The sequence below is a fragment of the Empedobacter sp. UBA5036 genome (assembly GCF_002415215.1).
GTDB classification, from domain to species: Bacteria; Bacteroidota; Bacteroidia; order Flavobacteriales; family Weeksellaceae; genus Empedobacter; species Empedobacter falsenii_B.
The window spans coordinates 1-13,093 of the sequence record NZ_DICC01000014.1 but is presented as its reverse complement, the minus strand read 5'-3'; the positions used below and the strand labels follow the sequence as shown (position 1 = coordinate 13,093).

At 30.8% G+C, this 13,093-nt stretch carries 13 protein-coding genes and 1 pseudogene; 4 read left to right on the top strand and 10 right to left on the bottom strand.

Annotation, left to right across the window (positions count from 1 at the left end):
* Positions 1 to 1,094 precede the first annotated feature (1,094 nt).
* Positions 1,095 to 1,646, top strand: a complete 552-nt coding sequence (locus tag B4J88_RS01485) for a ferritin (RefSeq protein WP_038330349.1) — start codon at positions 1,095 to 1,097, stop codon at positions 1,644 to 1,646.
* 92 nt (positions 1,647 to 1,738) lie between these two features.
* Here the strand turns inward: B4J88_RS01485 and B4J88_RS01480 are convergent, their stop codons facing one another.
* Together B4J88_RS01480 and B4J88_RS01475 are read right to left on the bottom strand one after the other, a co-directional pair.
* Positions 1,739 to 2,290: a lipocalin family protein gene (locus B4J88_RS01480; protein WP_038330347.1), complete on the bottom strand. Its 552-nt coding sequence runs from the start codon at positions 2,288 to 2,290 to the stop codon at positions 1,739 to 1,741.
* A gap of 3 nt (positions 2,291 to 2,293) precedes the next feature.
* Positions 2,294 to 3,136 carry an alpha/beta fold hydrolase gene (locus tag B4J88_RS01475; protein ID WP_038330345.1) on the bottom strand — a complete coding sequence of 281 codons (843 nt, stop codon included), beginning with the start codon at positions 3,134 to 3,136 and terminating at the stop codon, positions 2,294 to 2,296.
* A 187-nt stretch (positions 3,137 to 3,323) separates the two neighbouring features.
* Here B4J88_RS01475 and B4J88_RS01470 point away from each other — a divergent pair, with 187 nt between their 5' ends.
* Positions 3,324 to 4,538, top strand: a complete 1,215-nt coding sequence (locus tag B4J88_RS01470; protein WP_038330343.1) for an NAD(P)/FAD-dependent oxidoreductase — start codon at positions 3,324 to 3,326, stop codon at positions 4,536 to 4,538.
* A 63-nt stretch (positions 4,539 to 4,601) separates the two neighbouring features.
* Here B4J88_RS01470 and B4J88_RS01465 read toward each other — a convergent pair whose 3' ends face one another.
* Both B4J88_RS01465 and cphA read right to left on the bottom strand, forming a co-directional pair.
* Positions 4,602 to 4,760, bottom strand: coding sequence for a lmo0937 family membrane protein (locus B4J88_RS01465; RefSeq protein ID WP_115000514.1), 159 nt, complete (start codon positions 4,758 to 4,760; stop codon positions 4,602 to 4,604).
* 46 nt (positions 4,761 to 4,806) lie between these two features.
* Positions 4,807 to 7,416, bottom strand: a complete 2,610-nt coding sequence (gene cphA / locus B4J88_RS01460; protein ID WP_038330341.1) for a cyanophycin synthetase — start codon at positions 7,414 to 7,416, stop codon at positions 4,807 to 4,809.
* 145 nt (positions 7,417 to 7,561) lie between these two features.
* On the opposite strand from cphA, the gene B4J88_RS01455 reads away from it, so the two are divergent.
* A complete protein-coding gene (locus B4J88_RS01455; RefSeq protein WP_038330695.1) occupies positions 7,562 to 8,443 on the top strand; it encodes a cyanophycinase in 882 nt (293 codons plus the stop codon).
* Between the two features lies 1 nt (position 8,444).
* A complete protein-coding gene (locus tag B4J88_RS01450) occupies positions 8,445 to 9,287 on the top strand; it encodes an isoaspartyl peptidase/L-asparaginase (protein WP_038330340.1) in 843 nt (280 codons plus the stop codon).
* An 11-nt stretch (positions 9,288 to 9,298) separates the two neighbouring features.
* On the opposite strand, the gene B4J88_RS01445 is transcribed toward B4J88_RS01450, so the two are convergent.
* From B4J88_RS01445 to B4J88_RS01420, 6 genes and pseudogenes are all read right to left on the bottom strand, one after another.
* Complete coding sequence (locus B4J88_RS01445) at positions 9,299 to 9,553, bottom strand: hypothetical protein (RefSeq protein WP_038330338.1); 255 nt, start codon at positions 9,551 to 9,553, stop codon at positions 9,299 to 9,301.
* A 49-nt stretch (positions 9,554 to 9,602) separates the two neighbouring features.
* Positions 9,603 to 10,589 carry an SDR family NAD(P)-dependent oxidoreductase gene (locus tag B4J88_RS01440; protein WP_038330336.1) on the bottom strand — a complete coding sequence of 329 codons (987 nt, stop codon included), beginning with the start codon at positions 10,587 to 10,589 and terminating at the stop codon, positions 9,603 to 9,605.
* Between the two features lie 77 nt (positions 10,590 to 10,666).
* Entirely contained in the window at positions 10,667 to 10,918 is a 252-nt protein-coding gene (locus tag B4J88_RS01435) for a GlsB/YeaQ/YmgE family stress response membrane protein (protein ID WP_291066002.1), read from the bottom strand.
* A 128-nt stretch (positions 10,919 to 11,046) separates the two neighbouring features.
* Positions 11,047 to 11,466 (bottom strand): annotated as a pseudogene (locus B4J88_RS01430) (pyridoxamine 5'-phosphate oxidase family protein); the annotation flags it as partial.
* A gap of 100 nt (positions 11,467 to 11,566) precedes the next feature.
* Entirely contained in the window at positions 11,567 to 11,800 is a 234-nt protein-coding gene (locus B4J88_RS01425) for a hypothetical protein (RefSeq protein WP_221856903.1), read from the bottom strand.
* A gap of 39 nt (positions 11,801 to 11,839) precedes the next feature.
* The coding region (locus tag B4J88_RS01420; RefSeq protein WP_291066000.1) for a catalase at positions 11,840 to 13,093 on the bottom strand (1,254 nt) is incomplete at its 5' end.

The following is a 13,093-nucleotide window of genomic DNA, read 5'->3' as shown; positions in this document are numbered from 1 at the left end:
CTAATTTTGGGGAAGCTTACACACCTACTACAGTTATGAAAAGTATAAAAATTAAAGTTATATATTTCATATTATTATTTAATTAGTAAATCTAAATATATTTATAAAATAAGTATGGATATTTTACTATAAAATGTTAAACTTATAATAAATTTTGGTACACCAAAACTACACCACAATCCCCTACACTATTGATCAATAAAGACTTTTGTACTTTCTGTATCGATTAGACAGCCAAATACCGCCATTGACTACCATATCTTTAAAATATTTGAAAGTTTATTTTATTTTTAAAAGTTTGTAGATAAATCAAATGTCTCATTTGTTTTAAAAACTTACACTTCAGTTATTTTGGATGGAACTATTTTTGAAGCGATTTTCATAATTCGTTTAAGTAGTGTGGTTGTTGAGATATTTAAATATCAAGCTGTACTTCTTATACCCAAACCTTCTTTTGTTAGCTGAACAATATGATTTATGGTAGTAAGGTAAGCGTTGTAACTATACATTTCACCCTTTTTTCTGACAATTTTTACATTTAAAACGTTGGTTTCCATTCCTCGTTTTAATATATTTTATTAATTTATCAGAACAATTAGAAAATATTTTTATTTGATAATCTAAGTTAAAAGTTGATTTTGTCATATTTTGTTAATGATAAAATATGTTAAAATTATCCACCATCACATCTGATACACAAGGGTGTCAAATGAATTGATTTTAAATTTTAAAGAGCTTAAAAATACACAATAGTAGAGATATAGTCCACTATTGAGTAAAGATATTTTATAGTTAAAATATTGTTTGTGAGCTTTTACGAGTTACATACACATCTGATACACTACTAAACATTATAAACAGTGAGATTATCACCTTCTGCATTGGCAAATAAAACTTATTAAAAATTATATTATATAGAAAAAGGTTCTCAATTGAAAAATTGAGAACCTTTTTCATTTTCTGGTTTTGCGATTTCATCTTAATTCAATTTAAATCTACTCTAAATATCAATATTTTAGAAAGTATTAACATTTAAATTAATAGTTTGGTCTGAAAATTCCAATCTAAAATATCATAACTAAATAATCACAAAAATGAATACAACTAGAATTTCAAAAAATTTACAAAATGCTTTAAATAAACAAATTACACTTGAAGCTTTTTCTGCTCAAATTTACTTGATGCTTGCTTGTTGGGCAGATGATAACCGATTAGATGGTATTAAAAGTTTTATGATGAAACATTCGCAAGAGGAACGTGTTCATATGGCAAAAATTATAGAATATATACAAGAACGAGGTGGTAGTGTAAAAATTGAAGCCATACAAAAACCTGGTCCTGAACCAAAAAATGTTTTACAATGTTTTGAAGCAGTTTTGAAACAAGAAATTGAAAACACAGAATCTATTTACAAAATTGTAAAAATGTGTATGGATGAGGAAGATTGGGCTACTTGGAATTTTTTACAATGGTTAGTAATGGAACAACGTGAAGAAGAAAAATTAGCTTTAGACTTGCTAGATAAAGCTAAATTAGCTGGTGGTGCTAATATGTCTGATGCTGCAAAATTTGATTTTAATAAGACTATTGGTCAAACAGGACAGGAATTTCCTGTTGCAGATAATATTAATCCTCTAACTGAGTAATTTATTTTTTGTATAATAAAAACTAAAGAATTAAAAACCCACTGAATTTACTAAAAAATCATTGGGTTTTTAATTAGGAAATTAATCACACATCAATCTTGCTTTGTCCACGTTAATTGGGAAATATCATAACCTTTTTCTTCTGCATAGTTGATATACTTCTGTTTTACCTCTTCTGAGATTGTTTTCTTTCGAGATAAAATCCACATATAATCATGACTTTCTCCAAAAACTAAAGCTGTTTCATAAATCGGATCCATCATTACAATATTATATCCTGAATAAAATGGTCCAAAAAATGAAACTTTCAGCGCACCTTTTCCTTCTTCTCCATTAAAAGTTGCTTTTCCATGTGCTTCTTTCCATTTATTCTCTTTGTCATCAAATCCACGATTATGGACTTCAATCACTCCTTTTTTATTCAGAAAATAAGTTGCTGTAACTTGATTCAAATTCTTTTCAAACTTAAAGTCGAAACGTGCTATTTCATACCATTTTCCCATATATTGTTGTGCATCAAAATTTTCAACAACTGTTACATAAGATGGTATTTTTACTTTTCTAAAATTTAACCACGCATAACAAACTCCTCCTAAACCAGCAATTGCTATTCCGGAGATTATCTTTTTACTCGAATTTTTCATATTCTAATCTTTTTGGTGTTCTATATTCAACAGAAATTCTACCAAATCCATATTCAACTGCTCTTTATGAGTAATATTCAAGCCATGCGGAGCATCTTCATAAACAATATAAGTCGAATTCGTAATCAATTTTGAAGCTTGATCTCCTGCTGTTTTTATTGGTACAGTTTGATCATCTTTTCCATGAATAATTAATGTTGGCACATCAATCATTTTACATTCAGTTCTAAAATCTGTATCCATCCAAGAGCGTGCAGCTTTTAGAGTTGCAATAGGTGAAGCATGAGAAGAAACAGAGAAATCAAAATCTAATTGTTCTTTGCTTACAGATTTTTTTAACAAACCATGATTGTAAAAGCCTTTATGAAAACCTTCTAAAAATTCCAAACGACTTGTTTCAAGTTGATGAATAATGTGATCTAAATCCTTTTGCGGAACGCCATACTCATTATCATCAGTTTGTTTTACTAGAGGAATAATTGAACTAATTAAAGCAATTTTTGAAATATTTTTGTTTCCGTAATTCGCAATATAGCGAACTACTTCTCCTCCACCCATCGAAAAACCTACTAACACTACATTTTTCAACTGCAAATCATCAATCAACACGTGTAGATCTTCTGCCAATGCATCATAATCATAACGATCCCATGTTGCACACGATTTTCCAAAACCTTTTCGGTCATAAGCTATACAACGAAAACCAGCTTCGACAATTTTTGGAATTTGATATTCCCACGATTGTAAACTAAGCGGCCAACCATGAATCAAAATAACGGGTTGAGCAATTTTATCACCATAATCGATATAATTCAGTTTATAATTTTTTCGTTTTAATTTAGCCATAATTTTATTTTTAAGTGATTTTATAATCTAACTTAGATTAACTTCTAATTCATCACAAGCATCAAGCCAATTATCACATTTTTAAATGTTTAACATTTTCAAAATTATTTCACACAGCAAAAGAGATTTACTATTTTTGGCTTGATTTTTAGGGTATAGTTTATCTAAACCACTTAACGCAATAAATATGGATTTACATTCTGGATTACCTTATTGGATTGTTAAAAATGAATTTTTTGACTTATACAATCCACTTCGAAATGATTTTAAAATTGATGTTGCTATAATCGGTTCTGGCATTACAGGTGCATTAGTAGCTCATGAATTATGCGAAGCAGGAATAGAATGTGCATTAATTGATAAACGAACTATTTCTACTGGAAGTTCTGCCGCAAGTACAGCACAATTACAATATGAAATTGATACGCCTTTATGTAAATTAATTCATAAAGTTCCCAAAAAAATTGCTATCGACGCTTATTTTAATTGTTTACAATCAATTACAGATATTGAAACTATTTTTAAGAAAACAAATATTGATGCTGATTTTACAAGAGTTCCAACCGTCTTATTGGCAAGTAATAAAGCTGGTGTTGAGTTATTAGATAAAGAGTTTGAAATAAGAACAGAAGTTGGCTTACCTGTAAAATATTTGCATGCACAACAATTAAAAGAATATCAAAACATAGATGGAATTGCTGCATTACAAAATGATACCTCAGCTCAAATGGATGCATATAAAGGAGCGATTAATTTACTGAAATATCATCAACAAAAACACAATCTAAAAATTTACACGCATACAAAAGTTGAAAAAATACAAGAAACTAAAAAAGGTTGCAAACTCATCACACAGCATGGCCATACTGTTTCGTGTAAATATGTAATTGTTGCAACTGGATTTGAAGCAGGGCAATTCCTTCCTAAAAAAGTGATGAATTTGTTATCTACCTATGCTATTTGTTCCGTTCCAATTGATGAAAAAATGATTTGGCCAAACCGTAGTTTAATTTGGGAAACTGCAGAACCTTATCTATACATGAGAACTACAAAAGATAACCGTTTGATAGTTGGTGGTGAAGATGAAGATTTTCAAAATCCTGAAAAAAGAGATGAACTACTTCGTACTAAGGTCAAAATTTTAGAACGAAAATTCAAAAATCTATATCCTACTATTGAATTTAAAACTGAGATGGCTTGGTGCGGAACATTTAGTTCGACTGATGATGGTTTACCTTATATGGGAGCATGGAAAAAAGGAGATCGTACTCTATTTGCTTTAGGCTATGGAGGGAATGGAATTACATTTTCTATGGTTGCAGCTCAGGTTTTAAAAAATATTATTCTTAATAAAATTGATGATCGTTTAAAAACTTTTGGTTTTGATCGAATAACAAAATAGGGTTATATATTTAAAAAATAATCTGAAAGAATTTTGATATATTCTTTCAGATTATTTTTAATACTAAGGTTTTCGGCCTGTAATTAATCTGTACAATAAAGCTATGATAGCAAGTACAAGTAATATGTGTATAAATTGACCTACTGCTTGGCCGAATCCGAAATAACCTATAGCCCACAAAATAAGTAATACTACAGCAATAATTGAAATTAGATTTCTCATAAATTTTGATTTTAATTAAACATTTACTTTTTATAATTTAAATTGTTTAGGAATTTTTGTTCATATGAAATTGCACTACTTCTATAGCATTGGAAACAGCATCGCTAAGTGCGACTATAAAATCACCTTTTTCTGCTTTGTTTATTGTATGTTCTATCGCTTCAATTTCGTTCGGAATTATTTCATAAGGAAAATTCTCTTGAACTTCATGAATACCTTTTACAAGCAACTGTATAATTTCTTTCTCTGTTCGACCTCTTAAGTGTCGCTCTTGTCGAATAATAATATAATCAAACATCTCAGCTGCTATTTTTCCACACTTTTGTATGTCTTCGTCTCTTCTATCCCCTACACCTGAAATAATTCCAATTTTTTTATTTGCTTCCACTTTAGACAAATAATCTTTTATAGCTGTGTATCCTGCAGGGTTATGTGCGAAATCGATTAATATTTTAAATTCTTTGAACTGAAAAATATTCATTCTACCAGGTGTTAAATCTGGACTTGGGAAAAAAGTATTCAACGCTTTCGTAATCTGGGGAACATGCAAACCTGATATATATGCTGCTAATACAGCAGCTAGAACATTTTGAATCATGAAAATAGCTTTTCCATCCATTGTTAACGGTATATCGTAAATATTCGCAACAACTATTCGTTCTTTTTTAGTCTGTATTACAATATTTTCTTGTGTATACAATGCGACTATATTTCCTTTTTTTATAAGTTTTTGAACTTCTTTACTTTTTTCATCCAATGAAAAATATGCTATTTGACATGCTAATTTCTTTGAAATTTCCATTGAATAATAATCTTCAATATTTAAAATTGCCCAACCGTCTTTTTTCACACTTTCAACAACAACAGATTTTACTCTGGCTAATTGCTCTAAAGAATCGATATCTTTTAATCCCAAATGATCTTCTGTAATATTGGTTATTATACCAATATCGCAAGCACTAAATCCAAGACCTTCTCTCAAAATTCCACCTCTTGCTGTTTCTAAAACAGCAATATCTATTGTTGGATCATTCAATATTTTTTTTGCACTAATAGGACCTGTTGTATCCCCTTTCTCCATTAGCTGATTGTTGATATAAATACCGTCAGATGTTGTATAACCTACATTTTTTCCAGTGTTTTTAAATATATGTGCAATTAAACGAGTGGTGGTTGTTTTACCATTGGTACCTGTAATTGCTAATATTGGAATAGTTGGTAATTTTTGAAAAGGGAATAGCATATCTAAAACGGGAGAAGCAACATTGCGCGAAATTCCTTTTGTTGGTTCTATATGCATTCTAAATCCTGGAGCTGCATTTACTTCTATAACCACTCCACCAGATGTATACAAAGATTCGGATAAATTGGATGCTATGATATCAATACCACATATATCCAAATTGATGACTTTAGCAATTTTCTCTGCTATGATAATATTATCAGGATGAAGGTCTTCAGTTGTATCAATAGATGTTCCTCCTGTACTTAGATTTGCTGTTGCTTTTAAATAAATTATTTCAGCACGTTTGGGTATAGATTGTAGATCGTAGTTTTTTGATTTTAATAATGAAATGGTATGATGGTCAATGCTAATTTTTGTTAAAACTTGTTCATGACCTTCTCCTCTTTTAGGGTTTTCATTTTCAATTTGAATTAATTCTTTTATCGTAAGTTTTCCATCTCCAATTATATGAGCAGGTATTCGTTTGGCCGCAGCAACTACTTTTTTATTGATGACCAATATTCTAAAATCATAACCTTTTACAAATTTTTCTACGATTATTTTTTGACTAAATTCTCGTGCATTCTGGAATGCTTTTTCAGCAGTTTCATATTCATTTATATTGGTGGTTACTCCTCTTCCGTGATTACAATTATATGGTTTAATAACAATTGGATAGCCTATTTCATCTATTATTTTTTTTAAATCTTCTTCATTTTCGCCTATACCACCATCAGCGATAGGAATAAATGCATCCTTTAATAATTGTTTGGTTCGAAATTTATCACATGCAATCTCAACAGCCAGATAGTTGGTTTTATCTGTAATTGTCGCCTCTAATCTAGCTTGATTTTTACCATATCCCAATTGGATATAAGAATGATTATTTAATCGTGTCCATGGTATTTTTCGGTTTTCTGCTTCATTAATTATACTTTGTGTAGAAGGACCGAGTTTATTTGAATTCCATATTTTAGTCATATTTTTAATATCATCTAAAATGGAATAAGACGAATTAGATATTAATGCTTCTGCAATTCTAACAGCTGCTTTTGCTGCATATATCCCTACCTGCTCATCTTGATAAGCAAATACAACATTATAAGTACCTGGCGTATTTGTTTCGCGAGTTCTGCCAAAGCCTGTATTCATACCCGCTAGGGTTTGTATTTCTAATGCGATATGCTCAATTACATGCCCCATCCAAGTTCCTTCTTTTACACGAGTAAAAAAACCACCAGCTACCCCTTCAGAACAACGATGCGAAAACATTGTAGGTAACCATGATTGTATACGTTCTGCAAATCCATCAATTTTGTTCGTTGGAAATTGTTCTAAGCGACCTAAATTCAATCGCATTTGAATTAGTTTTTCTCTCTTGATACTCCAAAAATTTGGTCCTTTTAAAATCGATATATTTTCTATTTTCATATGTGGTAAGTGTTAAAAAATTTAGTAAATGATTACAAGAACTAGACCTTTTTCCCTTATTAACACTATTTTACCATTATTTTAAGGTTTATTCTCCTCTTGTCCAGTTAATATTAATTAAATTGAAGTTATAAAATCAATAATGATGAGTATTAAAGGAAAATTAATAATTGTTGGAGGTGGAATAAATACTGCTGATTCCTTACCAACGCATTTACCACGTGAGGAAATTATCAATGATTTCTTTTATCAAAATGGTATTCTAAAAAAGATTCTTGAGGAAGCAAAACACAAAGAAAATTCTAGAATTGAAATTATAACCACCGCTTCTCAATCTCCTAAAACTGCTGCTGAAGCCTATATCAAAGCTTTCAGTCTTTTGGATGCACACAATGTTGAACATTTGGATATAAATACACGTTTAGATGCGCTTTCACCAGAATCGTTAAAACGATTAGATGAAGCTGATGTTGTATTATTTAGTGGAGGAGATCAACTTAGGTTAACCTCAACTATTGGAGGTACACCTTTTCAACAAAAACTGTTGCAAAAATATTATCATGAAGAGTTTATTTATGCAGGTACTTCAGCAGGAGCAGCCGCCGCTTCATCTAGCATGATCTATCAAGGAGCAAGTTCTGATGCATTACTAAAAGGATCTGTTGAGATGAACAGTGGTCTTGGATTAATAGATTCTATTATCGTTGACACTCATTTTATTCAAAGAGGAAGAATTGGACGCCTTTTTCAGGCTGTTACAGGAAATCCCATGAAGATTGGAATTGGTTTAAGTGAAGATACTGGGCTAATTATAAGCGACAACAACAATAAAATGACAGCAATAGGCTCTAGTTCAGTTATTTTGGTTGATGGTCGAGAAATTTTAGATACTAGTCTTTCTCAAATCGAAATTGGATATCCAATTTCAATAAGCCATATTATTTCTCATGTGATGACACGAAATGATGTTTTTCATTTTGATCAAAATAAAATAATAATCAAAGATTCTCAATATAATAATCAATAAAATGAAACTAATTATTCACGGTGGTTTTTTTTCAGAATCATTAACCGATCCTGAAACTAAATTTCAAAAACAAAATGCTTTAATTAAAATAGTTCAAAAAGGGTACGACTATTTAACAACACATACAGCAGTTGAAACTGTTGTATATACAGTAAGTTTATTAGAAGACGACCCTTTATTTAATGCAGGTTTAGGTTCTCAAATTCAATCGGATGGAAAAATAAGATTAAGTGCCGCTTTAATGAATGGGAATACTCTTAAAATGTCTGGTGTTATTAATATAGAAAATGTTGAACATCCAATTTTAGTTGCAGAAAAACTAATGACTTACGATGATCGTATTTTGGCTGGTAGCGGAGCAATAGAATTTGCACGTAAACATGGATTCGAGTATTTTAATCCTGAAACTGAACAACGTAAAAAAGAATTCGAAGAAAAAATAATTTCTTCGAAAACAAGTACAGTTGGATGTGTTTGTTTAGATGGCGATAATAATATTGCTGTGGCTACATCAACTGGAGGAAAAGGTTTTGAAATACCAGGGCGTGTTTCAGATTCTGCTACTGTTGCTGGAAATTACGCCAATCAATCTTGCGGTGTTAGTATGACTGGCGTTGGTGAAGATATTGTAAGTGGCGCAATGGCTGCTAAAATTGTAACAAGAGTCTCGGATGGTATGAGCATTGAAGCTGCATTTACTAAAAGTTTTGAAGAACTTAAAGAGTTTAATGGATATGCAGGAGCTATTGGCATAGACAACAAAGGAAATAGTTTTCATTTAGATAGTTTTCCTTCAATGGTTTTTGCTTCTTTTGATGGAATTGAATTGAAATATTTTGATTAAAATGTTTCATTCTAATCATTTAATATATCAAACAATTTGTTTTTTATATATTCTACTACCTCTAATTTTTCTTGATTGGACATCTGTATTTCAGCAGTTTTCTCTATATCACCTCCTTCACTTATAATAACACCTTCACGAGGATCTGTCTCACAATTTTCAGAGAACTCTTTTTTTCCTTTCTCGTAACCTTTTTCAAAAGCTCGATTATATAATTCATTCAATAAGCTTTGAATTGAATCTGAATTTAAATGTTCTGGTTTCATATGAATATATTTTAGTTAATAATTTGTTGCTATAAAGTGTTTTATAATCCTATTTGTATTTTCTTCTAATCCTTGTGGTTGTATACAATCCTAAACCTATTAATATACCTAAAGAGACTATTCTTTGAGTAGATTTTGAAGGAACAGGAATACTCGTTTCTCCATAAATCTGATGCGGATCTGAAGATGCATATAAAATATTGCCTTCGTTATCATTACCATTACTAAATTTCATCATTAGTCTCATTACTGCAGTTGCTAAATTGGTAAATGTTTGTGGGAATATACCATGAATAAATTTTATTAAGTATGAACTTGCATCTGGAAACGTATCATTTTTAGGTTTAATTGTTAGATTGTATATTACTTTTGCCGTATCATTAGGATCTGCAGCGAAAGGAGGTATTTTAAAATCTAATCCAGAATATTTTGCTGAATGCATATTTCCTGTTGATCTCTGAATTTGAGGATAAATATTACAAATATGTATAGCTGGATAGACACTGTATTCGCTTTGTAATCCACTCATCAACCCTTTTATTCCTGTTTTTGTAGCAGAATATACTGAGCTAAAAGGCGCAGGCATAAACCCTCCTATTGATACATTGTTGATGAGTATTCCTTGATTTTGTTCTTTAAAAACTGGTAAAACATAATAAGCTCCATGCATATATCCCATGAGATTGGTTTTTATAACCTGTTCATTAACTTCCATTGGAATTTCTCCAAATTTCCCACTAGACATTACCCCTGCATTATTTACCCATATATCTATGCGTCCAAATTCTTTCAGAGCAAATTCAACTAAATCTTTTACTTCATTTGCATTAGAAACGTCAGTTGATTTATAAACCGCTTTTCCACCGAAAGCATTGCATTCTGAAACCGCCTTTTCTAAACCTTCTACACCTCGTGCTGCCAAAACCAATTGATATCCATTTTGAGCAAATAAGTGTGCTGTAGCTAAGCCAACACCACTAGAAGCGCCAGTAATTACCGCTGTTTTAGTAATTAAATCAATGACTGTATTTTTCATAATTATAAATAGTAATATTAAACAAAAAGTCTCAGCGCTCTGAGACTTTACAGTATTTTAATCGTTAATTAGACAGTCTATTTTTTCGAAATCATTCTATACACTGCTAGACATAAAACTGCTCCAGCAATTGCAACTAAAAAACTAGAAATATTAAATCCGCTTACATCGACACCTAAAAGCATCGATCCAAGCCACCCACCGACAACAGCTCCAATAATCCCAATAATTATTGTTACTATCCAACCACCTGGATCGTTACCAGGGTGTATTGCTTTTGCTATTGCTCCGACTATAAGGCCGAAAATTATCCATGTTAGAATTCCCATAATGTGTGATTTTTAAATATTAATAAATTGCGTTAATAAAAATAATATTTCAAATGCAATGCCATAAATAGTTTGTTTCTGCATTTTTCTTTAATTAATTAACATTGTAGAAGACAATAATTTATTCTTTATAGTTTCAGTTCTCCTTCAATTCCTCCGTCTTCAATTGTACTTCCTGTAACGGCGGCAAAAAGCATTTTCGACATGGCAATAAACTTATTGTCTTTGGTTTCGTAATAATACCCATCGTTTGGCGAAACTTTTATTAGACTGATATTAGGATCGTCTTTTCCATCAAACCAAGCATTTGCAAAATTGGTCCAATATTTATCAATTAAAGTTTTATCTTTTGAAACACTGGCTTTTCCTTTAATAAAGATGTATTCGTATTTAGAATTATTCATAAAATACAGTTCTACATTAGGATTGGCTTCAATTTCATCATTTTTCAGTGAACGAACATCACTCAAAAACCAGAGGTTACCAACCTCATCTACTTCTTGAAGAGCCATTGGTCTACTTGTAGTATTACCGCCAATATTGGTGGTAAAAAAGCAAGTTCAGGCAGTTTCAGCAATAGTTTTTATCTTTTCAATGGCTTTATTTCCGCTCAAATTTTCTGTCGGTGACTGTGCATTTCCCATAATTTTATTTTTTTATATCTGAATTGTGATTAAAACAATTTTTCTCCTCATTGATATGAAAAGTAAAATTTGTACAAACTATAATGTCATTGCTATCAAAATGTTTTACAATGCCATTTTTTTCCATCGTTACAACCCAACACGAATTTTGATGCATACCATAATCAATTATAAAAATAGTACGACCTCTACCAATAGGGGTATCAACAAGTATTGTAGGACTAAGTTGTAATATCATTCGTCTAAATTTTATATTTATATCACGTTAAACATTTTATTATGAAGGAACCTTCCTTTCTTCTTCACGGTCCCAAATACGATGTAATTTCATTACTTGAATAAAATCCGCAATCCAATTCTCATTTTCATCTTCTAAAATCACTCCTCTATCAAGTTTAACAAATGAATTATCCATTAACGAACCTGCTCCTTTTGCAAATGCTAATATTTTACAATGTCTGTAAGAATCATTGATAAATTCATAATAATCTGGATTCAATTTTAAAGATTCTATTGATTTGCCTGATGGTGTAAACACTGCATCATAACAAACAGATGGATCTGTAAGATAACTATGGGAAATCTTTTCTTTACTTCCTTCTTCATAAGTTAGCTCTCCAACTTTAGATGAAATTAATACCGCTTGAGCTCCCTCTTTTTCCAATGCTTTTTTTAATTGATCTACACTTTTTTTAGAAACACCATTATCTACTAAAAAGGCTACTTTTCTGGTTTTAATATTCCCTTCACCTTCTTTTACTTTCATACTCAGTGCATCAGATGAATTTATTTCTTGTTTTTTAGGCTTCAGAGGATAATTGGGATGATTTTGCCTTGCAAAACTTAATGTCAGCTCATCCAACTTTTTTGGAGGGATAATACCAAGATTATCTCCAACTTTTTGTGCAAGTGTTTTATCAATTTGAAAAAGAATAGCCACTTGTCGCTCCCTAATTTTTGGGTCGGTTACCTTGCTTAACTCAAAACTAAAAGCATTTATAATATGTTGTTTCTCTGATTCAGATTGTGAATTAAAAAATAAAGTAGCTTGAGAAAAATGATCAGCAAAAGAATCAGATCTTCCTCTTACTTTTTTACCTTCTACCTCTTGTTGATGTGATTGAAAGCCCTCTTCACCTTTCAACATAGCATGATAAGGACATCCCGAAGCTTTACTATTTGGAAAATAACTTACTTCTCCTTTTAGTATATCCATTCTGCTTGTACCATCTTTCTGATTATTGTTTTTTTGATTGATAGACCTATTAATTGGTATTTCGTGAAAATTTGCTCCTCCCAATCTATAATTTTGAGTATCCATATATGAAAATACTCTACCTTGTAACAATGGATCATCTGATAAATCTATTCCAGGTATAATTCTTCCTGGATCAAAAGCTACTTGTTCAGTTTCTGCAAAAAAATTATCTGGATTTTTGTACAATGTCATAGTTCCAATAATTTTTACAGGAACCAATTCTTCTGGAATAAGTTTTGTAGGATCTAATAAATCAAAAGAATATTTCATTTC